This window comes from Actinotalea subterranea, from assembly GCF_008364845.1.
In the GTDB taxonomy this organism is placed as follows: domain Bacteria; phylum Actinomycetota; class Actinomycetes; order Actinomycetales; family Cellulomonadaceae; genus Actinotalea; species Actinotalea subterranea.
Genome location: NZ_VTTP01000009.1, coordinates 96,041 through 120,959 on the forward strand (window position 1 = coordinate 96,041; position 24,919 = coordinate 120,959).

General features: G+C 73.4%; 18 protein-coding genes and 1 pseudogene. 6 read left to right on the plus strand and 13 right to left on the minus strand.

Annotation, left to right across the window (positions count from 1 at the left end):
• Positions 1-6: 6 nt before the first annotated feature.
• The gene (gene miaB, locus FZ988_RS14540; RefSeq protein ID WP_149204744.1) at positions 7-1,662 is read right to left on the minus strand and encodes a tRNA (N6-isopentenyl adenosine(37)-C2)-methylthiotransferase MiaB; all 1,656 of its coding nucleotides are present in this window, start codon (positions 1,660-1,662) and stop codon (positions 7-9) included.
• Between the two features lie 77 nt (positions 1,663-1,739).
• On the opposite strand from miaB, the gene FZ988_RS14545 reads away from it, so the two are divergent.
• From FZ988_RS14545 to FZ988_RS14560, 4 genes are all read left to right on the plus strand, one after another.
• Positions 1,740-2,528, plus strand: a complete 789-nt coding sequence (locus FZ988_RS14545) for an amino acid ABC transporter ATP-binding protein (protein ID WP_149204745.1) — start codon at positions 1,740-1,742, stop codon at positions 2,526-2,528.
• Between the two features lie 127 nt (positions 2,529-2,655).
• Positions 2,656-3,543 carry a glutamate ABC transporter substrate-binding protein gene (locus tag FZ988_RS14550; RefSeq protein WP_149204746.1) on the plus strand — a complete coding sequence of 296 codons (888 nt, stop codon included), beginning with the start codon at positions 2,656-2,658 and terminating at the stop codon, positions 3,541-3,543.
• Positions 3,544-3,691: 148 nt separating this feature from the next.
• Positions 3,692-4,339 (plus strand): amino acid ABC transporter permease, encoded by a 648-nt coding sequence (locus tag FZ988_RS14555; protein ID WP_149204747.1) that lies wholly within the window; start codon positions 3,692-3,694, stop codon positions 4,337-4,339.
• Positions 4,336-5,217 carry an amino acid ABC transporter permease gene (locus tag FZ988_RS14560; protein ID WP_149204748.1) on the plus strand — a complete coding sequence of 294 codons (882 nt, stop codon included), beginning with the start codon at positions 4,336-4,338 and terminating at the stop codon, positions 5,215-5,217. The genes FZ988_RS14555 and FZ988_RS14560 overlap by 4 nt, the downstream gene beginning before the upstream one ends.
• Before the next feature lie 54 nt (positions 5,218-5,271).
• Here the strand turns inward: FZ988_RS14560 and rny are convergent, their stop codons facing one another.
• From rny to FZ988_RS14595, 7 genes and pseudogenes are all read right to left on the minus strand, one after another.
• Complete coding sequence (gene rny, locus FZ988_RS14565; RefSeq protein ID WP_149204749.1) at positions 5,272-6,732, minus strand: ribonuclease Y; 1,461 nt, start codon at positions 6,730-6,732, stop codon at positions 5,272-5,274.
• A gap of 30 nt (positions 6,733-6,762) precedes the next feature.
• Positions 6,763-7,341 carry a regulatory protein RecX gene (locus tag FZ988_RS14570; RefSeq protein ID WP_149204750.1) on the minus strand — a complete coding sequence of 193 codons (579 nt, stop codon included), beginning with the start codon at positions 7,339-7,341 and terminating at the stop codon, positions 6,763-6,765.
• An 85-nt stretch (positions 7,342-7,426) separates the two neighbouring features.
• Positions 7,427-8,461: pseudogene (gene recA, locus FZ988_RS14575) on the minus strand (recombinase RecA); the annotation flags it as partial.
• A 359-nt stretch (positions 8,462-8,820) separates the two neighbouring features.
• Positions 8,821-9,657: an ABC transporter permease gene (locus FZ988_RS14580; protein WP_246169530.1), complete on the minus strand. Its 837-nt coding sequence runs from the start codon at positions 9,655-9,657 to the stop codon at positions 8,821-8,823.
• Positions 9,658-10,467 (minus strand): ABC transporter permease, encoded by an 810-nt coding sequence (locus tag FZ988_RS14585; RefSeq protein WP_149204752.1) that lies wholly within the window; start codon positions 10,465-10,467, stop codon positions 9,658-9,660.
• Positions 10,467-11,381 carry an ABC transporter ATP-binding protein gene (locus FZ988_RS14590; protein WP_223145153.1) on the minus strand — a complete coding sequence of 305 codons (915 nt, stop codon included), beginning with the start codon at positions 11,379-11,381 and terminating at the stop codon, positions 10,467-10,469. Before FZ988_RS14590 ends, FZ988_RS14585 begins: the two co-directional genes overlap by 1 nt.
• Before the next feature lie 332 nt (positions 11,382-11,713).
• Positions 11,714-11,941 carry a DUF3046 domain-containing protein gene (locus tag FZ988_RS14595; RefSeq protein WP_149204754.1) on the minus strand — a complete coding sequence of 76 codons (228 nt, stop codon included), beginning with the start codon at positions 11,939-11,941 and terminating at the stop codon, positions 11,714-11,716.
• Positions 11,942-12,009: 68 nt separating this feature from the next.
• Between FZ988_RS14595 and FZ988_RS14600 the strand changes: the two genes are divergently transcribed.
• Both FZ988_RS14600 and FZ988_RS14605 read left to right on the plus strand, forming a co-directional pair.
• Positions 12,010-17,298 (plus strand): Lhr family ATP-dependent helicase, encoded by a 5,289-nt coding sequence (locus tag FZ988_RS14600; RefSeq protein ID WP_149204796.1) that lies wholly within the window; start codon positions 12,010-12,012, stop codon positions 17,296-17,298.
• Positions 17,299-17,346: 48 nt separating this feature from the next.
• Positions 17,347-18,141, plus strand: a complete 795-nt coding sequence (locus FZ988_RS14605; protein WP_149204755.1) for an Fpg/Nei family DNA glycosylase — start codon at positions 17,347-17,349, stop codon at positions 18,139-18,141.
• Between the two features lie 45 nt (positions 18,142-18,186).
• Here FZ988_RS14605 and FZ988_RS14610 read toward each other — a convergent pair whose 3' ends face one another.
• The 5 genes from FZ988_RS14610 to FZ988_RS14625 all read right to left on the minus strand — a co-directional run bounded on the left by FZ988_RS14610 (position 18,187) and on the right by FZ988_RS14625 (position 24,906).
• Positions 18,187-18,525, minus strand: a complete 339-nt coding sequence (locus tag FZ988_RS14610) for a helix-turn-helix domain-containing protein (protein ID WP_149204756.1) — start codon at positions 18,523-18,525, stop codon at positions 18,187-18,189.
• Positions 18,526-18,841: 316 nt separating this feature from the next.
• Positions 18,842-19,405, minus strand: a complete 564-nt coding sequence (locus FZ988_RS19025) for a CinA family protein (protein WP_246169531.1) — start codon at positions 19,403-19,405, stop codon at positions 18,842-18,844.
• Positions 19,402-19,974, minus strand: coding sequence for a CDP-diacylglycerol--glycerol-3-phosphate 3-phosphatidyltransferase (gene pgsA, locus FZ988_RS19030; protein WP_149204757.1), 573 nt, complete (start codon positions 19,972-19,974; stop codon positions 19,402-19,404). The genes FZ988_RS19025 and pgsA overlap by 4 nt, the downstream gene beginning before the upstream one ends.
• Before the next feature lie 91 nt (positions 19,975-20,065).
• The gene (locus FZ988_RS14620; protein WP_149204758.1) at positions 20,066-22,261 is read right to left on the minus strand and encodes a putative bifunctional diguanylate cyclase/phosphodiesterase; all 2,196 of its coding nucleotides are present in this window, start codon (positions 22,259-22,261) and stop codon (positions 20,066-20,068) included.
• Entirely contained in the window at positions 22,243-24,906 is a 2,664-nt protein-coding gene (locus tag FZ988_RS14625) for an FtsK/SpoIIIE family DNA translocase (protein WP_149204759.1), read from the minus strand. Before FZ988_RS14625 ends, FZ988_RS14620 begins: the two co-directional genes overlap by 19 nt.
• Positions 24,907-24,919 lie beyond the last annotated feature (13 nt).

Sequence of the window (24,919 nt, forward strand, 5' to 3'; positions counted from 1 at the left end):
CGGACCTCAGCGGCGCAGCACCGGCATCGGGAGGACGACGGGCCCGCCCTGCGACCCGGCACCGTGCCCGTGGTCGTCGTCCACGCCGCAGGCCGCCCGCTGCTGCCGCGCCCACGCGTCGCCGGCCCTGGTCCGCCGCACGGCGTAGGTCCCGCCGACGAGCGCGGAGTCGGCGACCAGGTGGTGGGGCGCCGACGCGGTGACCGCGACCGTGACGAGGTCGCCGGGTCGCGGGACGTCGTCGGGCAGCTCGTCCGCCGCCCGCGGGTCGAGCGCCCCGGAGGGGACGCCTGCCGCCAGGAACGCAGCCGCGGCCGGAGGGGCCGCGAGGTGCACGAGCCGGTTGTCCGCCGCGCGGCCGGTGACCCGGTGCGTCGCGCCGTCCTTGCGGCCCTCGCCCTCGGAGACGAGGACCTCGACCACGCGCCCCACCTGCGCGGCGTTCTCCTGCGTCGAGATGCGCTCCTGGAGCTCGACGAGACGCTCGTAGCGCTCCTGGACCACGGCCTTGGGCAGCTGGTCCGGGAGGTCCGCCGCCGGCGTGCCGGGCCGCTGCGAGTACTGGAAGGTGAACGCGGAGGAGAAGCGGGCGGCCTCGACGACGCGCAGGGTCTGCGCGAAGTCCTCCTCGGTCTCCCCCGGGAACCCGACGATGACGTCCGTCGTGATCGCGGCCTCGGGCATCGCGGCGCGGACACGGTCGAGGATGCCGAGGAACTTGGCCGAGCGGTACGAGCGTCGCATCGCGCGCAGCACGCGGTCGGAGCCGGACTGGAGCGGCATGTGGAGCTGCGGCATCACCGTCGGCGTCTGCGCCATCGCCTCGATGACGTCGTCGGTGAAGGCCGCCGGGTGGGGCGAGGTGAAGCGGACCCGCTCGAGCCCGGGCACCGCACCCGTGGCCCGCAGCAGCTTCGCGAAGGCGCCGCGGTCGCCGAACTCGACGCCGTAGCTGTTGACGTTCTGCCCCAGCAGGGTCACCTCGATCGCGCCCTGCGCGACGAGCGCCTCGACCTCCGTGAGGATCTCCCCCGGCCGCCTGTCCCGCTCCTTGCCGCGCAGGTGCGGCACGATGCAGAAGGTGCACGTGTTGTTGCACCCGACGCTGATCGACACCCAGCCCGCGTACACCGACTCACGCCGGGTGGGCAGCGTCGACGGGAACACCTGGAGCGACTCGGCGATCTCGACCTGGGCGGCGTCGTTGTGCCGGGCGCGTCCGAGCAGCACCGGCAGGGCGTCCAGGTTGTGCGTCCCGAAGACCACGTCGACCCAGGGCGCGCGCTCGACGATCCCGGCCCGGTCCTTCTGGGCGAGGCAGCCGCCGACGGCGATCTGCATGCCCGGCCGCTCCTTCTTGACGGCGGCGAGCTGGCCCAGGTTGCCGTAGAGCCTGCTCGCAGCGTTCTCCCGGACCGCGCACGTGTTGATGACCACGACGTCAGCGTTCGACTGCGCCGCGTCCTCGGCGGTCGCCGGGCGGTAGCCGGCCGCCTCGAGCATCCCGGCCATGTGCTCGGAGTCGTGCACGTTCATCTGGCACCCGAGGGTACGGACGACGTAGGTGCGGCCGAGGCCCGGCGCCGGGGCCGTCCGGTCGGTGGGTGCGGGGACGGCCTGCGCGGCCTGCGCGTCTCGTCCGGTCAGGGATGTCGTAGCCATAGCGGGCCCAGCCTACGTGGCACCACCCGGCCGGCCGTGCACTGGCCCTCAGCCCGCACGGCCTCTAGGTTCGTCAGATGGCGCATGATCTCGACGAGCCGACGGCCGAGCCCGGGCGCGGACCCCTGACCACCCCGCTCGTCGTCCTGACGAAGGTCAACAAGCACTTCGGCGCCCTGCACGTGCTGCAGGACATCGACCTGACGGTCCACCGTGGCGAGGTGGTCGTCGTGATCGGCCCGTCAGGGTCGGGCAAGTCGACCCTCTGCCGCGCGATCAACCGGCTCGAGACCATCGACTCGGGCACGATCACGCTCGACGGCGTGCCCCTGCCGGCCGAGGGCAAGGCCCTGGCGCGGCTGCGTGCGGACGTCGGCATGGTGTTCCAGTCGTTCAACCTCTTCGCCCACAAGACGGTCCTGGAGAACGTCATGCTCGGGCCCGTCAAGGCGAAGGGCGTCAAGCGCGCCGAGGCGAAGGAGCGCGCCGTCGAGCTCCTCGAACGCGTCGGCGTCGCGAACCAGGCGGCCAAGCTGCCCGCGCAGCTCTCGGGCGGGCAGCAGCAGCGTGTCGCGATCGCCCGCGCGCTGGCGATGAAGCCCAAGGTCATGCTCTTCGACGAGCCCACGTCGGCCCTCGACCCGGAGATGATCAACGAGGTGCTCGACGTCATGACCGACCTCGCACGGGAGGGCATGACGATGGTCGTGGTCACCCACGAGATGGGCTTCGCCCGCCGCGCGGCCCACCGGGTCGTCTTCATGGACGCCGGGCAGATCGTCGAGGAGGCGGACCCGGAGACGTTCTTCACGAACCCGCGCAGCGACCGGGCCAAGGACTTCCTGTCCAAGATCCTCACCCACTGAACGCAGCCGCCCCGACCGCCGGCCGGGGCTCCACCGCACCGATGAGCAGCACGACCAGGAGCCGAACACCCAGCACGCCCGCAGTCCCGCCGTACTGAGGCAGGGACGACGACCGAAGGGAACGCCCATGCGCACACGGAGAGGAGCCGTCGCGGTGCTTGCCGCGATGACGCTCGCACTGACCGCCTGCAGCGGCGAGGCCGAGGAGCCGGAGGCGCCGGCCGACGACGGCATGCAGGAGGGCGACGACCCTGCCGCCGCCGACCTGCCCGAGGGCTCGACCATGGCCGAGCTCGCCGAGGCCGGCTCGATCCGCATCGGCACGAAGTTCGACCAGCCCTTGTTCGGCCTGCAGGGGCCGGACGGCGTCCCCGAGGGGTTCGACGTCGAGATCGGCACCATCATCGCCGGTGAGCTCGGCATCGCCCCCGAGGACATCGAGTGGGTCGAGACCATCTCCGCGAACCGCGAGTCGTTCATCGAGACCGACCAGGTCGACCTCGTCGTCGCGACGTACACCATCAACGACACCCGCAAGGAGCGGATCTCCTTCGCGGGGCCCTACTACGAGGCGGGGCAGTCGATCCTCACGCTCGCGTCCAACGAGGACATCCAGGGGCCGGACGACCTCGCGGGCGCCAAGGTCTGCACCGTCTCCGGCTCGACCCCTGAGGCGAACCTCCTCGAGAACTTCCCCGACACCGAGGTCGTGCCCTTCGGCGCGTACAACGAGTGCCTGGACCCGCTCAAGAACGGCCAGGTCGACGCGATCAGCACGGACAACGTGATCCTGGCCGGGTTCGCCGCGGACGACGACGAGCTCGAGGTGCGCGGTGAGCCGTTCACCGAGGAGCCGTACGGCATCGGGCTCGCCAAGGACGACGACGAGTTCCGGAACTGGATCAACGACGTGCTCGAGGAGATCTTCGAGGACGGGCGCTGGACCGAGGCCTGGGAGTCCACGGCCGGCACCGTCCTGCCGACGCCGGAGCCGCCCGCCGTCGACCGGTACTGATCGCGGCACAGGGAGCACCGTCGCGGTGCCGGGCACGGCCTGGTCGGTCGTGCCCGGCACCGCGACGTGAGTGGTCCGGGGCGGGAGGCGTCCGGGGCAGCGACGTCCGGCAGGGCGGGCGTCAGACACGAGAGGAGGTGGCACGGGGATGGACCTGATCAGCGAGAACCTCCCGGCGCTCTTCGCCGGGTTCCGGCTGACGCTCCAGCTCGCCGTGTACTCGGGCGTCCTCGCCCTCGCGCTGGGCCTGCTGCTCGCGGCGATGCGGGTGTCGCCGCTGCGCCCCCTGAGCCTGTTCTCGGCGGCGTACGTCGAGCTCCTCCGGAACACGCCGCTGACGTTGGTCTTCTTCTTCATGTACTTCGTGGCACCGCAGTTCGGGGTCCCGGCCTTCTCGTTCCTGTGGGTCGCGGTGATCGCGCTGAGCCTGTACACGGCCGCGTTCGTCTCCGAGGCGCTGCGGTCGGGCATCAACAGCGTGGGCGTGGGGCAGGCGGAGGCGGCCCGGGCGATCGGCCTGACCTTCGGGCAGACCCTGAGCCAGGTGATCCTGCCGCAGGCTGTGCGGTCGGTGATCCCCCCGCTGATCAACGTCCTCATCGCCCTGACGAAGAACACGTCGGTCGCCGCCGGGTTCGGGCTCGTCGAGCTCATCGGCGTCGGTCGTCGGCTGAGCACGGCGAACGCCGGCGACCCGTGGGTGTGGGTGGGCGTCGCGGTGTTCTACCTGCTCATCACGATCCCCGCGGGCCTCCTGGCCGGCGTGGTCGAGCGGAAGGTGGCGTTCGCCCGATGACGTCGATCCTGTACGACGCACCTGGACCTGCGGCGCGACGCCGCGAGCGGATCGGCTCGGTCGTCGGCGTCGTGGTTCTCCTGCTCGTCCTCGCCGCGGGAGTGAGGTACGCGGAGAGCCAGGGGCTCCTGACCGCCGAACGGTGGGACGTCCTCTACGACCCGCCCAAGAACCAGACGTCGGCGGACGTGTGGCGCTCGATGGTCGTCACGGGCCTCGGCGCCACGTTGCGCGCCGCCGCCGTCGCGGCACCCCTGGCCTTGCTCTTCGGCCTGGTCCTGGCCCTGTGGCGGACGGCGCGTCTGAGCCTGCTCAGGGCGCCGGCGATCGTGGTGATCGAGATCTTCCGCGGCCTGCCGGTCCTGCTGATGATGTTCTTCGGGCTGCTCGTTCTGGGGTGGGACGCGTTCGCGTCGGTGGTCTTCGGGCTGACCGTCTACAACATGGCGATCATCGCCGAGATCCTGCGGTCCGGCCTCGCCTCGCTGCCGAAGGGGCAGACGGAGGCGGCGTACGCCGTCGGGCTCTCGCGGCTGCAGACGCTCTTCACGATCCTGCTGCCCCAGGCGGTGCGGAACATGCTGCCGAGCCTCGTCGCCCAGCTCGTGGTGCTCCTCAAGGACTCCTCGCTCGGCTTCATCGTCGGGTACCCGGAGCTGCTGCGGTCGATCCAGCTCAACGCCCAGTTCTTCGGCAGGGAGTACTTCGTCGCGCTGTTCGCGGCAGGTGCGGGCATCTTCCTGCTCGTCAACATCACGTTGTCCTGGCTCGCGCGGTGGATCAGCCGCCGGACGGCGCGGACGAGCGGCGCGACGCTCCCTGACCCGACGGCTCTCGAGCTCGAGACCGGTCCTCTGGCCGGCCCCGCACCTCGCTGACCGTCGGCGTGCGCACTGACCGGCCCCCGGGCGCCCTCGCCCTGCGGGTCGCGGTCAGCCCGCGGTGGCGCTGGCGCGCAGCTCCCGGATGACCGTCACGGTGATCTCGCCCGGGTAGCTCAGGTCCTTCTCGATCTGGCGCGCGATGGCGCGTGCCAGGCCGGGCATCGCGTAGTCGTCGACGACCTCGGGCTCGACGACGACCCGGACCTCACGGCCGGCTGCCATCGCGACGGCGCGGCGGACACCCTCGTGGGCGACGACGAGGCGTTCCAGCGTGTCCATGCGTTCGATGTACTGGTCGAGCTCTTCGCGACGCGCGCCCGGCCGCCCGGCGGAGCAGGCGTCCGCCGCCTGGACGATGACGGCCTCGACGGTCTCCATCGGGACCTCGTCGTGGTGCGCCGCGATCGCGTTGACCACCGCCGCGGACTCCCCGAGCCTGCGCGCGAGGTCCGCGCCGACGGCGGCGTGGGTCCCGCCGAGCTCGGCCGTCAGCGCCTTGCCGATGTCATGGAGGAATGCGGCACGCCTCGCCAGCGCCTCGTCGGCGCCGATCTCGGCGGCCAGCGCCCCGGCGATCTCGGCGGTCTCCACGAGGTGCGCGAGGACGTTCTGCCCGTAGCTGGTCCGCAGGCGGAGCCGGCCCAGCGTCGCGACGAGATCCGTGTGGAGCCCGCCGACCCCCGCGCGCTCGGCCGCGTCGTGCCCGGCGGCGAGCGCTCGTTCGTCGGCGCCGGAGACCGCCTCCTCGTAGGCGATCTCGATGCGCTGGGGGTGGATCCGACCGTCGGCGATGAGGGCCGCCATCGCGACCGCCGCGATCTCCCGCCGCTCGGCGTCGAAGCTCGACAGCGTCACCGAGTCGGGCGTGTCGTCGATGATCACGTTGACGCCGGTGATCGCCTCGAAGGTGCGGATGTTGCGCCCCTCCTTGCCGATGATGCGGCCCTTCATGTCCTCGCTCGGGAGCGGCACGACCGTGACGACGGACTGAGCGCTGGTGGGACCGGCGACCCGCTGCACCGCGGTGGCCACGATGCGCCGGGCCTTCTCCTCGGCGGTGCGGCGCGCGCGGGCCTCGATCCGGCGCACCTCGGCGGCGGCGTCGTGGGTCGCCTGCTCCTGCACGAGGTGCACCTGCTCGGCGCGGGCCTCCTCCGCGGACAGCCCGGAGGACGCTGCGAGCATCGCGGCAGCCTCCTTCCGGGCCTGGTCGAGGTCGCCGGCCGCTGCCCTGCGGTCCGCCTCGGCCTCGGCGGCACGACGCTCAGCCGCCTGCTGCTGGTCGCGGACCTCGCGCCGTTCTGCGGCGATCTCGGCCTCACGGCTCGCGAGCCGCTCGTGGCGTCGCTCCGCGTCCGCGACGAGGGCGCGGGCCTCGCTCTTCAGTGCCGCGACGTCCTCTGCGGCCTGGGCTCGGGTCGCGCCGGCCTCTCGACGGGCCAGGAGGACGAGGAGCAGAGCCACGAGGCATGCCAGGAGCAGCATGACGACGATCGCTGCCTCACTCATCAGGTCCCCTCTCGACCGGGACCGCGCCCGTCAGTCCAGCCCACCCGCCGTGTGCCACGGATCGTTGCCCCTATCGTCCACCATCTCGCGCACGAGCCGCGCCGACAGGCCGTGAGGGTAGCCCTTGCGTGCGAGCATCGAGAGGGCACGGCGAGCCTGCGCCTGCGGGTCGACGCCCGGCCCGGACCGCCAGCGGCGCCTCAGGATCTCCCGTGCGGTGGCTTCCTCGGCCTCGGCGTCGACCGTGGCGAGCGCCTCCTCGGCGTGCTCGTCTGAGATCCCCCGTCGACGCAGCTCGACGGCAAGCCCTCGGCGCGCCAGGCCCCGGGACTCGCGCTGGGAGCGGACGAGCATCTGCGCGTACTCGGCGTCGTCGATCAGGCCGACGTCGGTGAACCTGTCGAGGACTCGCTCGGCGACGGCCTCCTCGACGCCACGACGGGCCATGGCCTCGGCGAGCTGGTGGCGACTGCGCGGCGCGCCGGTCAGCTGCCGCAGGGCGATCGAGCGGGCGACGGACTCCGGGTCCGGCTCCGGGTCGACCGCGGCAGCACCTGTGCGCGGCGGCTCGTCGGTGTTGGTCCGCCGCCGTCGGGGTGAGGGACTCATCAGATATCTCTCCTCACCCCGGCCGGCTGACGGCGTGCGTGGCGCGGGCGGCCGCTGTCGCGGCCGCCTGCAGCGGTGCTCAGAAGTCGACCACCGTGGCGGCGTCGGCAGGCGCGTCCACGCGTGCCCCGATACCGAGCTTCTCCTTGATCTTCTTCTCGATCTCGTCCGCGAGGTCCGGGTTGTCGCGCAGGAAGCCACGCGCGTTCTCCTTGCCCTGCCCGAGCTGGTCGCCCTCGTACGTGTACCAGGCACCGGACTTGCGGACGAAGCCGTGCTCGACACCGAGGTCGATCAGCCCGCCCTCGCGCGAGATGCCGACGCCGTAGAGGATGTCGAACTCCGCCTGCTTGAAGGGCGGCGCCATCTTGTTCTTCACGACCTTGACCCGGGTCCGGTTGCCGACCGCGTCGGTGCCCTCCTTCAGGGTCTCGATGCGGCGGATGTCCAGCCGAACCGACGCGTAGAACTTGAGCGCCTTGCCGCCCGTCGTCGTCTCCGGGGAGCCGAAGAAGACACCGATCTTCTCGCGCAGCTGGTTGATGAAGATCGCCGTCGTGCCGGACGAGCTCAGGGCACCCGTGATCTTGCGCAGGGCCTGCGACATGAGCCGCGCCTGAAGGCCGACGTGGCTGTCGCCCATCTCGCCCTCGATCTCCGCCTTGGGCACGAGCGCCGCGACCGAGTCGATGACCACGATGTCGATGGCACCTGAGCGGATCAGCATGTCCATGATCTCCAGGGCCTGCTCACCCGTGTCCGGCTGGGAGACCAGAAGCGCATCGGTGTCCACGCCGAGCTTCTTCGCGTAGTCCGGGTCGAGAGCGTGCTCGGCGTCGATGAAGGCCGCGATCCCGCCCGCCTTCTGCGCGTTGGCGACCGCGTGGAGCGCGACAGTCGTCTTTCCGCTCGACTCCGGGCCGTAGATCTCGACGACCCTGCCCCGCGGGAGGCCGCCGATCCCGAGCGCGATGTCCAGCGCGATCGACCCGGTCGGGATGACCTCGACCGGCGCGCGGCCCTCGTCACCCAGGCGCATGATCGAGCCCTTGCCGAACTGGCGGTCGATCTGGCCAAGCGCGGCCTCGAGGGCCTTGGTGCGGTCTGCGGGAGCAGCCATCTGTGTCACCTCGGGTTCATGGGGCGGCCCGGCCGCCCGTCGTTTGTGTGGCTCTGTCTCGTGTCGTGGTGACGCTACGCCTCGGCTCTGACACTCCTCCTGGAGGGACATGTCGCCTGGGGAAGCGCGGGCCGCCGCAGCACCTGTGGAGAGACTACCCGAACACCTGTTCGAGCGACATCCTGGGCCGGGCGACACGCCGATGCGCACCCGGAGCTCACCGAGAACTCGCGGAGAACTCGCCGAGAGCTCGCGGAAGCCCGAGAGCCCGCCCCGGGTCGGCCGGGACGCGGCCGTGCCGAGACCGGGCCGAGACGTGGCAGGACCGCACGGCGAGGACCCACCACGCGCCCGACCGCTCAGCGCAGGAGCAGCCGCTCGATGCGTCGTCCCGTCCACATCGTGCCCACGACACCCATCGCCGTCAGGTACGCCACGTGGACGAGCATCCCCGCCCCGACCTGTCCCAGCATGAGGTCCCGCACCATGGCGACGCCGTGGTAGAGCGGGGTCGCCTGGACCAGCCACTGCAGAGCGGTCGGGTACGTCGACAGCGGGTAGAAGGTCGCCGAGAAGAGGAACATCGGCAAGATCGCGAGCTGGACGTAGTCGAAGTCCGCCCAGGAACGCATGTACGTGGTCGTCGCCATGCCGACCGAGGCGAACGCCCAGCCGATGAGGCTCGCGGCGGGCACCGCGAGCACCGCCTCCCACCCCTCGACCGCGCCGGCGAGCGCTGCGACGACCAGGAACGCGCCCGAGTACACGAGCCCACGCAGGAGGGCCCAGCTGATCTCCCCCACTGCCACGTCCCGCGGACCGAGCGGCGTGGCGAGCACCGAGTCGTAGAGCTTGGCGTACTTGAGCTTGAAGAACACGTTGGTCGTGGAGTCGAAGACGGCACCGTTCATGGCCGAGGCCGCGAGCAGGGCCGGTGCCACGAAGACCGCGTAGGGGACCGTGCGGCCACCGGCGTCGACGTCCCCGACGAGCGCGCCGATCCCCACGCCCATCGAGAAGAGGTAGAACACGGGCTCGAAGAAGCCGGAGACGATGATGGTCCAGCTCCGCCGGAAGGACCGGTAGTTGCGCTCGACGAGCATGCGCGCCATCCCCGCACCCGCCGGCAGGGGCAGCGCTGTGGCGAGCGAACGCGCGACCTTGCCCGGACGCGTCACGGGAGGCGTGCCCGCCACTCAGACCACCATCCGGCGACGCAGCACGCGGACTGCCACGACGTACCCGGCGACCAGCCACACGAGCAGGTACAGCACGTGCACCGCGACGGACGCGACGTCGACCCGGCCCGTCATGAACGCGCGGCACGCGTCGACGGCGTGCCACAGGGGCGTCGCCCACGCGACCGGCTGGAGCCACCCGGGCAGCTGCTCGATCGGGAAGAACGTCCCCGAGAAGAGCGTCATGGGTGTCACGACGAAGCGGAACATCAAGGTGATGCCCTGGTCGTTCGTCAGGCCCGCGGAGAAGGCGTAGGTGCAGCTCGCGAAGGCCATCCCGCCCAGCACGGCCATCGGCAGGGCCAGCAGCCCCCAGGGCGAGCGCACGGTTCCCAGGAGCGCGGCGACCAGCATGAAGACGACGCTCGCGCTCGCCACGCGCACCAGGACGAACGTCAGGTGCCCGACGACGGCGTCACGTACGTCGAGGGGTGTCGCGAGCATCCCGTGGTACAGCCGGTCCCACTTGATGGACCCGATCACGGAGAACGTCGTCTCCCCCGTCGCCACCTGGAGCGCCGTCGCCGCGAGCACGCCGGGCGCGACGAAAACGACGTAGGGCACGCCGCCGATGCCGCCGGACGCCCCGGAGTCGACGAGGGCCCCGAGCCCGTACCCCATGCCCGCCAGGTACAGCAGCGGCGTCAGGAAGCTCGAGACCGCGGTGCCGAACCACACGCGGCGGTACTTGGTGAGCCAGTGCGCCGTGACGGACCACCAGCCCCCGTGCGCCGTCGGGTGGGCCACCTCGACCTGTGCCGGAGCCATCAGTCGACCAGCGTCCGGCCGGTGAGGTGGAGGAACACGTCCTCGAGCGTCGAGCGCCGCACGAGGGCCGACAGGGGTTCGACGCCCCGGCGCGCGACCTCGCCCTGCGCCGCCTCGCCGTCCGCGACGTACAGCAGGAGCCGGTCCGGGAGCACCTCGACCCGCTCCGCGATGCCGTCCACGTCAGCGAGGTGCCGTGAGTGGTCGTCCGCGTCGAAGCGGAGCTCGAGCACCTCACGCGTCGAGTGCTCCTCGATGAGCGACCGCGGCGACCCCTGCGCCACGATGCGTCCGTGGTCCATCACCACGAGCCGGTCGCAGAGCTGCTCGGCCTCGTCCATGTAGTGCGTCGTCAGGACCAGCGTCACGCCCTCCCGCTTGAGGCGGAAGAGGCGGTCCCAGAGCACGTGCCGCGCCTGGGGGTCCAGTCCCGTGGTCGGCTCGTCGAGCAGGAGGATCGACGGCTCGTTGACGAGGGCCCGCGCGATCGTGAGCCGTCGCTTCATCCCGCCGGAGAGCGGCTCGACGACCGAGCCCGCGCGCTCGGAGAGCTGCGCGAACTCGAGCAGCTCGGTGGCGCGGCGCCGCACCACCGAGCGCGGGAGGCCGAAGTACCGCCCGTAGACCCAGATGTTCTCCTCGACGGTCAGCTCCTCGTCGAGCGAGTCCCGCTGCGGCACGACCCCGAGCCGCGCGCGGATCTGCGGGCCCTGGGACGCGGGGTCCATGCCGAGTATCCGCAGCCGACCGGCCGTCGGAGGCGAGACGCAGCCGATCATCCGCATCGTCGACGACTTGCCCGCACCGTTGGGGCCGAGGAAGCCGAACGCCTCTCCGGGCCGGACGTCGACGTCGATGCCGTCGACCGCCGTGAACTCCCCGAAGGTCTTGACGAGGCCGCGCGCGCTGATCAGCGACCCGGTGCCCTGGGGTGCCCGACCGGACGCGGGAGCACCCGGCGGGCTCCCGTCGGGCCGGCTCCCGTCGGACCGGCTCCCGTCGGACTGGCTCGCGGTGGACTGGCTCGCGGTGGACTGGCTCGCGGTGGGCTCGGACGCTCGGCTCGATCGGTACGGCACTGCGGGAGGCTACCGCCGCGCACCGACATCGCGCCGCCGCAATCTCGCGACCGCACCGCGCTCCGCCGCCCGCACGACCCCGCGGGGCCTGCGTGCCGGCAGGACTGCCCGGGCGCTCCGTGCGCACCGGGCCGCAGCCGGGCAGGCGGGACGCGCCCTCGGGTCGTTCACCGACGTCGCGGCGTCCGCAGCTGGCTGCCCCAGCGCTCGGCCGCCGGCACCGCCATGGCGTCGCACAGCGCGCGCCAGACGAGGGCGGGCTCCACGCCGGCCTCGAGCGCCTTCTCGCTCGTCCGGTCCTCGAGGTCGCCCAGCACGAGGTCGCGGACGAGGGTGCGGCCCAGCTCGGCGCCGAAGACGTCGGCGACGAGCTCCCGGAACTCGCTGTAGCGCATCGGGCAACCATGCCACGCCCGCGCGCCGTGTCGGTGCCGACGGCCACAATGGACCGGTGACGACAGCCATGCGGGGCCCCGGCGCAGGGCCGGGGGCGCTCGCAGGCTTCTCGGAGCCGACGCGGGCGTGGTTCACGGGCGCGTTCGACGCGCCCACCCCCGCCCAGCAGGGCGCGTGGGCGGCGATCGGGGCGGGCGACCACTCGCTCGTCGTGGCCCCGACCGGATCGGGCAAGACGCTCGCGGCCTTCCTGTGGTCGATCGACGCGGTGCTCACGGAACCGCCGCCCGACGACCCCGCGTTGCGCTGCCGCGTCCTGTACGTCTCGCCGCTCAAGGCGCTCGCCGCGGACGTCGAGCGCAACCTGCGCTCACCCCTCGTCGGCATCCGCCAGGCGGCCGCCCGGCTCGGCCTCGACCTGCCCGAGGTGCGCGTGGGGGTGCGCACGGGAGACACCCCGGCGAACGAGCGACGCCAGTTCGCGACCCGCCCGCCGGACGTCCTCATCACGACGCCCGAGTCGCTCTTCCTCGTCCTGACCTCGGGCGCCCGCGAGGGGCTGCGGGGCGTGCGCACGGTGATCCTCGACGAGATCCACGCAGTGGCGGGCACGAAGCGCGGTGCGCACCTGGCGGTGACCCTCGAGCGCCTCGACGCGCTGCTCGAGAGCCCACCGCCGGAGGCGCGGGACGAGGGTGGCCAGGGACACCTCCGAGCCCGACGGGCCACGGACGGGCCCGCGGCTGCGGCTGGTCGGCCTGCGCAGCGCATCGGCCTGTCGGCGACCGTGCGACCCGTCGACGTCGTCGCGGGCTTCCTCGCCGGGGCCCGGACGCCGGCCGACGGCGGGCGTGCCGTGACCGTCGTCCAGCCTCCCTCGACCAAGGAGGTCGACGTCCGGGTCGTCGTCCCGGTCCCCGACCTGGGCGACCTCGGATCGGCCGGGCCCGTCAGCCGGGCAGCGGGCAGCGACGACGCCGCGGACGGCCGACACGGCCTCGGCGGTCCTCAGCCGATCGGTCCCGACCTGAGCGGTCCCGCGGCCGGCCGGCCGGCGCGCCCGTCGATCTGGCCGCACGTCGAGGAGCGCATCGTCGACCTCGTCGCGCAGCACCGGTCGACGCTCGTGTTCACCAACTCCCGGCGCGGGGCGGAACGCCTGACCGCCCGGATGAACGAGGTGTGGGCGGAGCGCCAGGGCGCCGACGTGCCCGACCCGGGGTCGCTCACCCCCGCGCAGGCCCCGGGCCAGTCGGGCGTCTCGGTCGGCATCGACGGCTCGGGGACGCCGGTCCTCGCACGTGCGCACCACGGCTCCATGAGCCGCGCCGAGCGCACGCACACCGAGTCCGAGCTCAAGGCCGGCCGCCTCCCCGCGGTCGTCGCGACCTCGTCGCTCGAGCTGGGGATCGACATGGGAGCCGTCGACCTCGTCGTGCAGGTGGGGTCACCGCCCTCCGTCGCGTCGGGCCTCCAGCGCATCGGACGGGCCGGGCACCAGGTCGGTGCAGTCTCGCGCGGCGTCGTCTTCCCGACGTTCCGGGGGGACCTCGTCCCCGCAGCGGTGTCCGCCCTGCGCATGCGGGCCGGCAGCATCGAGCAGCTCCACGTGCTGACGAACCCGCTGGACGTCCTCGCCCAGCAGGTCGTCGCGATGCTCGCCGTCGACGACTGGTCCGTCGAGGAGCTCGCGGCGTGCGTGCGCAGGGCCGCCCCGTTCAGCGGGCTGGGGGACGCGACGCTGCGTGCCGTGCTCGACATGCTCGCCGGGCGGTACCCCAGCGAGGAGTTCGCCGAGCTGCGGCCCCGCATCGTCTGGGACCGCACGACCGACCTGCTCAGCGGTCGACCGGGCGCGCTGCGCCTCGCGGTCACGAGCGGAGGCACCATCCCGGACCGTGGGCTCTACGGCGTGTTCCTCGCCACCGGCGCCGCGAGCGACGACGTCCCGGCCGACACGGAGCCCGGTCCCGGCGGCACCCGCCTGCGAGGCGGGAAGCGCGTCGGCGAGCTCGACGAGGAGATGGTCTACGAGTCGCGTGTGGGCGACACGTTCACCCTCGGCTCGAGCACGTGGCGCATCGAGGAGATCACGCCCGACCGAGTGCTCGTGACCCCCGCACCGGGGCTCCCCGGCCGACTGCCGTTCTGGAAGGGCGACTCGCCCGGGCGCCCGGCCGAGCTCGGCGCGGCGCTGGGTGCGTGGGTACGTGAGGTCGCAGCCCTGCCGGCTGACGCCGCGCGGGCGCTCGCGGCGGGTGCCGGGCTCGACACGTGGGCGGCTGACAACCTCGTTGCCTACGTGACCGAGCAGCGTGAGGCGACCGGCGTCGTCCCCGACGACACGACGGTCGTCGTCGAACGCTTCCGGGACGAGATCGGCGACTGGCGGATCGTGGTGCACTCCCCCTACGGCGCGCGGGTGCACGCGCCGTGGGCGCTCGTCATCGGCGCCCGCCTCCGCGAGAAGTACGGCCTCGACGCCGCGGCGATGCACGCGGACGACGGCATCGTGCTGCGGCTGCCCGACCTGGTGACGAGCGGCAGCGGGACGTGGGACGTCGCGGCGGCACGCTGGGTCGAGGCGGACGACGGCCCGGTGGTCGAGCTCGCCGACCTGCTCATCGAGCCGGACGAGGTCGTCGACGCCGTGCGCACCGAGCTGGGCGGCTCGGCGCTCTTCGCGGCGCGGTTCCGCGAGGCGGCCGCGCGTGCCCTGATGCTGCCGCGGCGCCGCCCGGACAAGCGCCAGCCGCTCTGGCAGCAGCGCCAGCGCTCGGCGCAGCTGCTGACCGTCGCGGCGCGGTACCCCGACTTCCCGATCCTCCTCGAGGCCGCGCGCGAGTGCCTCCAGGACGACTACGACGTGGCCGCGCTGAGCGAGCTCATGCGCTCGATCACCGCGGGCCGCGTCCGCGTCGTCGAGGTCACCACGCGCAGCCCTTCCCCGTTCGCGCAGTCCCTCCTGTTCGGCTACACGGCGCAGTTCCTGTACGACGGTGACGCCCCGCTCGCTGAGCGTCGCGCCGCGGCGCTGACCCTGGACCCGACGCTGCTCGCGGAGCTGCTCGGTCAGGGCGGGTCGTCCCAGCTCGCGGACCTCCTCGACCCCCCGACGGTCGAACGCACGGAGGCCGAGCTCATGGCTGTGGCGCCGGAGCGCCAGGCCAAGGATCTCGAGGGCGTCGCCGACATCGTGCGACGGCACGGTCCGCTGACGCGCACCGACCTGACCGCCCGCACCCGGGAGGAGGCGCGTCCCGCGCTCGACGAGTGGCTCGCCACGCTGACCGCGACGCGTCGTCTGATCACCGTGCGCCTCGGCCCTGACGGCATCGACCACTGGGCGGCGGTCGAGGACGCGGGCCGCCTGCGCGACGCGTTCGGCGTCGCTCTGCCGGTCGGGGTCCCCGAGGTGTTCACCGAGCTGGTGCCCGACGCGCTGGGCGACCTCGTGCGTCGTCATGCGCGAACCCACGGCCCGTTCACCGCTGCGCAGGTCGCGGGGCGCTTCGGTGTCGGGATAGCCACCGTCACTCAGGCCCTGCGCGCGCTCGAGCAGCAGGGGGTCGTGGCCTGCGGACGGCTGCGTCCCGACGAGCTGGGCGGCACAGGAGAGGACTACTGCGACACGGAGGTGCTCCGGCTCCTGCGCCGCCGCTCGCTCGCCGCGCTGCGCGCCGAGGTCGAGCCCGTGCCCCAGCAGGCGCTCGCCCAGTTCCTCCCGCGCTGGCAGGGCGTCGTGGACGGCGGCCGCGCATCCTCCCGGCTGCGCGGCGTGGACGGCCTGGCCCGCGTCGTCGAACAGCTCGCGGGCGTGGCCGTACCCGCATCGGCGCTCGAGTCCCTGGTGCTCCCCGCACGCGTCACGGACTACTCGCCGGCGATGCTGGACGAGCTCACTGCCTCCGGCGAGGTCGTCTGGGCCGGCCACGCGTCGCTCGCGGCACAGGACGGCATGGTGAGCCTGCACCCCGCCTCGACGGCCGACCTGACCCTCCCGGAGCCGACCGAGCTGAGCGGGGCCCTGGACTCGCCGGTGCACGTCACGCTGCTCGAGGCGTTGGCGGGCGGGGGTGCCTTCTTCCTCGAGGACCTCCTCGACCGCTGCAGGAACCTGCTCCTCGCGACGGAGGCGGACGCCGCTGCGGTCGCCGAGATGGCGACGGCCGGGCGGGTCACCGACGCCCTCTGGGAGCTCGTCTGGTCGGGGCGCGTGACCAACGACGGTCTCGCGCCGCTGCGCGCACGCCTCGGCAGCGGCACGGGTCGTCGCCCGGGCGGCACGGCGCACCCGACGCGGCGTGCCGCACCCAGGGCACGGGCGATCACCAGTCCCCTCGTCCGTGGCCTCGGGCGCCCCCGGCTCGGTGAGCACCTGGACGAGTCCGGGCTCCGGATGCACGGCCTGCGACGCACGGGGGCGGGCCGGGCGGATGCGTCGGGTCGGTGGTCGGCGCTGCCCGCACGGGAGGCCGACGCGACGGTACGGGCCCACGCACTCGCCCTCCAGCTCCTCGACCGCCACGGCATCGTGACGCGGGCGGTCGCCCCGTCGGAGGGGGTCGCCGGACAGTTCGGCGCCGTCTACCGCGTCCTCGCTGCGCTCGAGCAGGCAGGTCAGGTGCGCCGGGGGTACTTCGTGGAGCACCTCGGCGGGTCGCAGTTCGCACTGCCCGCCGCGGTCGACCTCGTCCGCGAGGAGGCGCGGTCCGTCGCAGCAGTCACCGGTGACCTCGGACCGCTCACCGGCCCGCTCGTGCAGGCCGCGGACCCAGAGGCGCCGGGACCCGTGCGCGGTCCGCGGGAGCCCGGCGAGCCGAACGGCGCGGCGGTTCCGGGCGAGGTCGGCGGCGCGGCGCCCGTCGTCGTGCTCGCCGCGACCGACCCCGCCAACCCGTACGGCGCGGCCCTGGGATGGCCCGAGCCGCCGCGCGCCCCAACGCCGTCCGACAGGCCGGGGCCGGGCTCCACGCAGGCAGCGGCCGGGGCCGCGCGGGCCGTGGGACGACCCGCCACGGCAGTGGCGTCCGACGCCCCCAGGCACCGACCAGGACGCAAGGCAGGGGCGCTCGTCGTGCTCGTGGCCGGGGCGCTCGTGCTGTACGTCGAACGAGGCGGTCGCACGGTGCTGTCGTTCAGCCAGGACCACGACTCCCTCGCCGCAGCGGCCCACGCCCTGGCCACCACCGCCCGCACCGGGCGACTCGGACGCCTCACCCTGCAGCGCGCAGACGGCGCCGAGCTGGTCGATCGGGAGACGCTCGCCACGCCCCTCGCACGCGCCCTGTCCGCCGCAGGGTTCGGCACGACGCCCCGCGGCCTCAGGCTCAACCCGGCACCGGGGAGACAGTGATGGACGAGGCGTGGCGCTGATGCCCCCGGCCCACGCAGGGCGGGACTGATGCCCGAGGGCGACATCCTGCGGCGCACGGCTCGGACGCTCGACGCCGCGTTCGCGGGAGAACGCCTCGTCCGCGCCGAGCTGCGCTGGCCGAGCGCCGCCACCGTCGACCTGGTCGGCAGGACCGTCGTCGGCGTCGAGGCCTACGGCAAGCACCTCTTCCTGCGGGTCGACGACGGCAGGACCCTGCACACGCACCTGCGGATGGAGGGGTCGTGGCGCCTGGCACGCACCGGTACGGCGTCCGCCCACGGCCAAGGGGACTTCGTGCGCGCCGTCCTCGCGACGAGCACGTGGACGGCGGTCGGGAACAGGCTGGGCATGCTCGAGGTCATGCCGACCGTTCAGGAGATCGACGTCACCGGGCGGCTGGGCCCTGACGTGCTGGCAGACGACTTCCCCGGTGCCGGCCTCGCCCGCGCGCTCAACCGGTTCCGGGAGCGAGGGGCGACGCCCGTCGGCGAGACCTTGCTCGACCAGTCCGTGGTCGCGGGGATCGGCACCATCTACATGGCGGAGTCCCTGTTCGCGCGACGGATCTGGCCATGGACGCCCACCGGCGACGTCACCGACCCGGCGTCACTGCTCATGACGGCGCGCACCCTCATGCAACGAAGCGTGGAGTCGGACACCCCGTCAGCTACCGGGGAACAACGCCGCGGCACGACCACATGGGTCCACGGACGCGTCGGGCAGCCGTGCCGGCGGTGCGGCACGCCCATCACCGTCGGGCAGGTGCGCCCACCGCCCATGGAGCGCCCCGCGTTCTACTGCCCCACGTGCCAGCGGGGCTGAGGCCCGGGTCCGGGCGTCGCGAGCAGGGCGCCGGCCGTCGCGGTGTCAGCCGACCGGGGCGAGCTCCCCGCGACGGTTCCACGAGCCGCCCTGCGGGCCGCGGAGGCACGCCGTCAGGTCAGCCGGGACCGTGTCAGGGATCGAGAGGCCCTCGGCAACAGCCACCCGGTCGCTGACCTCACGCAGGACGATCGACAGAGGGACGTCGAGCGCGTCGCAGATGGAGCCGAGAAGCTCGGACGACGCCTCCTTCTGACCCCGCTCGACCTCGCTCAGGTACCCCAGGGACACCCGTGCCGCGGAGGACACCTCACGCAGCGTGCGGCCCTGGCGCTGGCGCGCACCCCGCAGGACGTCGCCGATCTCACGTCGCAGGACGACCATCGGACGACCTCCTTCCGTCTGGACGGGCTCAGGGCGTGTCGCCGTGGCCAGGTTTCGAGAAGCCCCGGTCGGCCGTGCCCGCCCGGAGGATGTCCTACCGTACCCCGGAGGGCCGACAGGTTCACGGCGGATTCCCTGGGGTGCCCTGGTCGTCGTCACGACTGGTCCAACGCGACGGACCCCGTCCGTGTTCCCCGGCGGCCGGGTGAGGTGCACGACCGTGCCGGCGTACGCCGCTGACCAGCGTGCCCACGCCGGTCGAGACGACGCGTGCCACCTGCCGAGACCGTTCCCGGGGGTCGCACGCGCGCCCGGCTCACCGCGACCCTGGGACGACCGGGGGGTCGGCTTCACCCGAACGGCCCAGCAGGACCGCGAGGGCCAACGTGACAGCGGCTTCCTGCGCAGCGCGCCGAACCGCCGCGCGCCCCGGCCAGCCGTCGTCCGACGGCGCCGCGGAGACGACCCGCTCGCCGCCGGGCCACGCCACCGCGACGTGGAAGGTCCCCGGCGGCCGGCCGTCCTGCGGGTCCGGCCCCGCGACCCCCGTCGTCGCGACCCCCAGGTCGGCGCCGAGACGTGCACGCACGCCCCGCGCCATCGCGAGCGCTACGTCGGGGTGCACCGCGCCCTCGCGCGCCAGGAGGAGCGGGTCGACACCGAGCAGCGCGACCTTCAGGTCGCTCGCGTACGCGACCACGCCGCCCCGGACGCATCGGGACGCCCCGGCGACGTCGACGAGCGAGGCGACCACCGAGCCACCGGTCAGGGACTCCGCCACCGCGATCGTCGTGCCCAGCTCGGTGAGCCGTCCCACGAGCTCGGCGGCGGCGCCGAGGCGACCGCCCGGTGCGGGCTGCGTGGCGGCGTCAGGAGTCACGGCGTCGCGGACCGGCGAACCGCCCAGCCCCGGCGCAGGTAGTCGACCCCGGTGGCGACGGTCAGGACCACGGCGACGATCAGCACGACCCACGCGACGACCCCGACCGGGGCTGGCAGTGTGTCCAGCGGCAGGACGAAGAGCCCGATGCCGACGGACTGGACGACGGTCTTGAGCTTGCCTCCGGGCGATGCGGGGATGACGACGTACCGCAGCACCGCGAGGCGCATCGCGGTGATGCCGAGCTCGCGGGTCAGGATCACGACCGTCACCCACCACGGCACGTCGCCCAGCACGGAGAGCGTCACGAGGCTCGCGCCCATGAGCGCCTTGTCGGCGATGGGGTCCATGAGCTTGCCCCAGTCCGTGACCTGGTTCATCCGCCGTGCGAGGTAACCGTCGAGGCGGTCGGTCGCGGCCGCGAGCGCGAAGAGCGCCGCCGCGACCCATCGCCAGCGACCCGAGCCGTCGTCGGCCACGAGGGCCACGACCACGAGCGGGACCAGGGCGATGCGAGCGACGGTGATCGCGTTCGCCGGGTTCAGGTCCGTCCTCCTTGCATCCAGCACGCCCTCACCCTACGGTCCGGTCGCGGGTGCCGCGGCCCGGCTCGGGCCACCGGCGCGCCACGCCGTGGCGCCCGGACCGTTCGGGGCGCCACTACACACCCTCGACCGGCTCGGACTGGCCCGCGCCGAACAGCCAGCCCTGGCCGTGCGCCCACCCCGCGGACCGTAGCTGATGGGCCTGCTCGGACGTCTCGATGCCCCCCGCGATCGTCATCATCTCCATCTCGCGGGCGAGCGCACCGAGCGCTCGCGACACGCGGACCGCGGCGGGGTCCTCCGGGATCCCCGCCGTGAAGGACATGTCCAGCTTGACGCCGTCGACAGGGAGGTCGCGCAGGTAGGAGAGCGGCGAGACCCCGGTGCCGAAGTCGTCGAGCAGCACCGGGACACCGGCCCGGCGCAGCTCGGAGAGCTCGTGCCGGATGCGCGTCCCCGTCGCGACGAGGCTGGCCTCCGTGAGCTCGACGAGGAGCCGGCCCGGCCGCACGCGGTAGCGCGCGAGGTCGGACAGCACCCGGGCCGTGAGCTCCCCGTCCCCGAGCTGGTCGCCGGACGCGTTCACCGAGACCCAGCCACCGTGCTCCGCGGTCCGGGCGAGGTGCGCGACGGCCTGCGTGACCACGCTCAGGCCGAGCGCCACGCCCAGGCCCGTCTCCTCCGCCGTCGAGAGGAAGGAGCCCGGAAGGAGCAGCCCGCGTTCCGGGTGCTGCCACCGCACGAGCGCCTCGTGGCCCACGACCGCACCCGTCGCGAGGTCCACGACCGGTTGGTAGTGGAGCACCAGCTGCCCGGTGTCGATCGCCCGCCCGAGCTCGGCGGCGGCGCCGTGCTTCGAGGCCCCGGACACCGCCATCGACGGGTCGTACACCTCCGTGCGGCCCCGGCCCGCAGCCTTCGCGCGGTAGAGGGCGGCGTCGGCGGCGGCGAGGATGCCCATCGCCCCGCCGTCGAGGACGGGGTGCTCGGCGAGAGCGACGCCGATGCTCGCGGCGACCGGCAGCCTGCGGCGCTGCGTGCGCACGGGGCTGCGCAGCCCGTGGTGGATGCCCGCCGCGACCTCGAAGACGACGCGCGGTGCGTCCGGGTCGTGGATGACGATGACGAACTCGTCCCCGCCGAGCCGTGCCACCGTCCCCCGCCCGGCCGTGGCGGCACGCAGGACACCGGCGACGTGGACCAGCACCTCGTCGCCCGCGGCGTGGCCGAACCTGTCGTTGATCTGCTTGAACTCGTCGAGGTCGATCACCAGGACCGCGACCCGGCCCTCCGCGCCCGGCTGCTCGAGGGCCGCCTGGATCACCTCCTGCATGAGCGAACGGTTGGCGAGACCTGTCAGGGGGTCGTGCATCGCACGGTGCGCGAGCATCTCCGCCTGGAGCCGCGACTCCGTGACGTCGCGCACCTGCGCCACGAAGTGGTCGGGGGTCCCGTCGGCCCGGCGGACGAGCACGGCGTCCAGGACGACCCAGACGGTCTGACCGTCAGCCCGCAGGTACCGCTTCTCGAGCGTGAACCGCGTGTCCTCGCCGGTGAGCAGCCGCTGGACGTGCGCGCGCTCCGCGGCGCGGTCGTCCGGGTGCGACAGGGCGGAGAGGTCGCGCCCCACGAGCGTCGACGCCGGCGCCCCGAGCAGCTGCGTGAACGCGGCGTTGACCTCCTGGATGCTCCAGTGCGCGTCGGTCAGCAGCATCCCGATGGGTGCGTTCTCCATCGCGACCCGGAAGTGCGCCTCGGAGCGGGCGAGCGCCGCGTCCATGTCCCGGCGACCGGTCATGTCCACCATCGTCGTCAGGAGCTCGAAGCCGCCACCCGGCGAGGGGACCTGCTGGGTCCGCACGCTGACCCACCGCTCCGGCGCGCCCGTCATGGGCGTGACCCCGACGACGAAGCCCTGGGGCGGCCCACCTGCCGTGGCCGCCGGGAGCACGGGGAGGGCGAGCACCGCCGTCGGCGCCACCGCCTGCCCGGCCTCGTTGCGCCACGACGCGGGCAGCTCCGCGACCGGCAGGCCCTCGACGGCGCGCGACGTGGTGTCGAGCAGCGCGGCGGCGGCGGCATTCAGGCCGAGGACCCGTCCGGTGCTCGAGTGCAGGACGACGGCGTCGCGCGTCGCGGTCAGGACACCGTCGAGCCGGCGCGCGAGGAGGGCCGACTCGGTGCGCACGGCCGTGAGCTCGCGCTCGTGGCGTCGGCGTGCCACGAGCAGCACGGCGGCGGCGGCAAGACCCGCGACGACGACCGCCGCGAGCACCAGGACAGCAGGTGAGGTCAGTCCTCCCGAGCCCATCGCTCACCGTCGGAAGCGTCGGCGCCGTCGTCGTCCGTGGCTCGGTCGTACACCTGCGCGGCGGGCTCCGGCTCACCGCGAAGGAGCGCGAGGGTCCCTGCGAGGTCGTCGGGCTGGACGAGCACGTCACGCGCCTTGGAGCCCTCGGACGGCCCGACGATCTCCCGCGACTCGAGGAGGTCCATGAGGCGGCCGGCCTTCGCGAAGCCCACGCGGAGCTTGCGCTGGAGCATCGACGTCGAGCCGAACTGGGTGGTGACGACCAGCTCGGCCGCCTGCAGCAGGAGGTCGAGGTCGTCGCCGATGTCGTCGTCGACCTGCTTCTTGACCGCGGGCGTCATGACGTCCTCGCGGTACGTCGGCTTGAGCTGCGTCTTGACGTGCTCGACGACCGCGTGGATCTCGCTCTCGGTGACCCAGGCACCCTGCACGCGCATGGGCTTGGCGGCGCCCATCGGGAGGAAGAGCGCATCGCCCTGACCGATGAGCTTCTCCGCGCCAGGCTGGTCCAGGACGACGCGCGAGTCCGTGAGCGAGGACGTCGCGAACGCGAGCCGTGAGGGCACGTTGGCCTTGATGAGTCCGGTCACGACGTCGACGCTCGGCCGCTGCGTCGCGAGGACCAGGTGGATGCCCGCCGCACGCGCGAGCTGCGTGATCCGCTGGATCGACGCCTCGACGTCACGTGGGGCCACCATCATGAGGTCCGCGAGCTCGTCGACGATCACGAGCAGGTACGGGTACGGCGCGATCTTGCGCTCGCTGCCCGGGAGCGGCTTGACCTTGCCTGACCGCACGCCCGCGTTGAAGTCGTCGATGTGCTTGTAGCCGAACATCGCGAGGTCGTCGTAGCGCGACTCCATCTCGCGGACCACCCACTCGAGCGCCTCGGCGGCCTTCTTGGGGTTGGTGATGATCGGCGTGATGAGGTGCGGGATGCCCTCGTAGAGCGTGAGCTCGACGCGCTTGGGGTCCACGAGGATCATCCGGACCTCGTCCGGGGTCGACCGCATGAGGATCGACGTGATCATCGAGTTCACGAAGCTCGACTTGCCTGCGCCCGTGGCGCCGGCGACCAGCAGGTGCGGCATCTTCGCGAGGTTCGCGACCACGTACCCGCCCTCGACGTCCTTGCCGACGCCGATGACCATCGGGTGCTCGCTGCGCCTGGCGGCCGACGAGCGGAGCACGTCGCCGAGCGACACGGTCTCGCGGTCGGCGTTCGGGATCTCGATGCCGATGGCCGACTTGCCGGGGATCGGCGACAGGATCCGCACGTCAGCGCTGGCGACGGCGTACGAGATGTTGCGGCTCAGGGCCGTGACGCGCTCGACCTTCACCCCGGGCCCGAGCTCGAGCTCGTAGCGCGTGACCGTGGGACCACGGCTGAAGCCCGTGACCTGAGCATCCACCTCGAACTGCTCGAGCACCGTGGTCAGGGACTCGACCACCCGGTCGTTCGCGGCCGAGCGCACCTTGTGCGGCATGCCCTTGGCGAGGACCTCCTCGGGGGGCAGCGTGTAGATGACCTCGCCGTCGAGCATCGGCTGCTCGCCGCGCGGCACGGCGGTCGTGGGCGGCGGGGCCAGGTCCGGTGCTCGCAGCACGGTGGTCGCGACGTCGTCGGACGCCGGGACCTCGAACTGTGCCACGAGGTCGGTCCCGGAGTCTGCGAGCGCGGCTGCGGCCTCCGTCATGGCGGCCGTCTCGAACGCCTCGTCCCCGGCGAAGGCGCCCACGGCGGGCACCACGGCCGTCGTCTCGGCCCGACGGCGGCCCAGGTGCAGGCGACCTCGGCGCGGCTCCGGCGCCTCCTGCTGCTGAGCGAGGGTCGGCAGGTCCGCGAGGCTCTCGTCGTCGTCGGTCGCGTCAGGGTCCTCGTGCCGGCGTGCGTTGCCCGTGAGCCGGTCGTAGCCGGCGCGCAGGCGGGGGCCGATGAGGTGCACGGGCGTCGCGGTGAGCACGAGGAGGCCGAAGAACCCGAGGAGGAGGAGCAGGGGGACGGTGACCCAGGCGGTCACGAGGTGCTCGAGCGGGGTCGCGACGAGGTAGCCGACGACGCCCCCGGCCGCGCGCACGGGCTCGAAGCCGTCCGACGGCGAGGGCAGGTCCTCGGCGAGGTGGACGAGGCCGCACACGGTCAGGATGAGCGCGCTGAGGCCGATGCCCATGCGTCCGTTGCTCTCGACGCGCTCCGGGTGCCGCATGAGACGGACCGCGGTGCCCAGGAGCAGCAGCGGGACGGCGACACCGACGACACCGAACGTGCCCGCGACGACGGCGTGCACGGCGTCACCCGCGGAGCCGGACAGCCCCCACCACTCGCGCGCCGCGACGACGACCGCGAGGCCGAGCAGCGTGAACGCGAGACCGTCGCGGCGGTGCGCGGGGTCGAGATCCCGCGCGCCGCGGCCGACGCGCCGTGCCGTGCCGCCGACCAGGTGGGCGCTGCCCATCCACAGCCCGCGCACCATCCTGACGGGCAGCGAGCGCGTGGGCGCGGCCGGCTCGGTGCGCGCGCTCCCCCGCGACCCGGCGGGTGGACGTCCGGACGCCTGCCGCCCCGCGGGCTTGCCCGACGCCGCGCGCGCCGTGGCACCGCGAGCCGGTGCGGCGCTGCGGGGTGCGGACGTGCGGGTGGCCATGGTGCCCAAGGTA

What these genes read in the sequence shown, in the direction of transcription:
- miaB (WP_149204744.1), bottom strand. Translation starts at nt 1,662, where the DNA reads ATGGCTACGACATCCCTGACCGGACGAGACGCGCAGGCCGCGCAGGCC.
- FZ988_RS14545 (WP_149204745.1), top strand. Translation starts at nt 1,740, where the DNA reads ATGGCGCATGATCTCGACGAGCCGACGGCCGAGCCCGGGCGCGGACCC.
- FZ988_RS14550 (WP_149204746.1), top strand. Translation starts at nt 2,656, where the DNA reads ATGCGCACACGGAGAGGAGCCGTCGCGGTGCTTGCCGCGATGACGCTC.
- FZ988_RS14555 (WP_149204747.1), top strand. Translation starts at nt 3,692, where the DNA reads ATGGACCTGATCAGCGAGAACCTCCCGGCGCTCTTCGCCGGGTTCCGG.
- FZ988_RS14560 (WP_149204748.1), top strand. Translation starts at nt 4,336, where the DNA reads ATGACGTCGATCCTGTACGACGCACCTGGACCTGCGGCGCGACGCCGC.
- rny (WP_149204749.1), bottom strand. Translation starts at nt 6,732, where the DNA reads ATGAGTGAGGCAGCGATCGTCGTCATGCTGCTCCTGGCATGCCTCGTG.
- FZ988_RS14570 (WP_149204750.1), bottom strand. Translation starts at nt 7,341, where the DNA reads ATGAGTCCCTCACCCCGACGGCGGCGGACCAACACCGACGAGCCGCCG.
- FZ988_RS14585 (WP_149204752.1), bottom strand. Translation starts at nt 10,467, where the DNA reads ATGGCTCCGGCACAGGTCGAGGTGGCCCACCCGACGGCGCACGGGGGC.
- FZ988_RS14595 (WP_149204754.1), bottom strand. Translation starts at nt 11,941, where the DNA reads ATGCGCTACAGCGAGTTCCGGGAGCTCGTCGCCGACGTCTTCGGCGCC.
- FZ988_RS14600 (WP_149204796.1), top strand. Translation starts at nt 12,010, where the DNA reads ATGCGGGGCCCCGGCGCAGGGCCGGGGGCGCTCGCAGGCTTCTCGGAG.
- FZ988_RS14605 (WP_149204755.1), top strand. Translation starts at nt 17,347, where the DNA reads ATGCCCGAGGGCGACATCCTGCGGCGCACGGCTCGGACGCTCGACGCC.
- FZ988_RS14610 (WP_149204756.1), bottom strand. Translation starts at nt 18,525, where the DNA reads ATGGTCGTCCTGCGACGTGAGATCGGCGACGTCCTGCGGGGTGCGCGC.
- FZ988_RS14620 (WP_149204758.1), bottom strand. Translation starts at nt 22,261, where the DNA reads ATGGGCTCGGGAGGACTGACCTCACCTGCTGTCCTGGTGCTCGCGGCG.
- FZ988_RS14625 (WP_149204759.1), bottom strand. Translation starts at nt 24,906, where the DNA reads ATGGCCACCCGCACGTCCGCACCCCGCAGCGCCGCACCGGCTCGCGGT.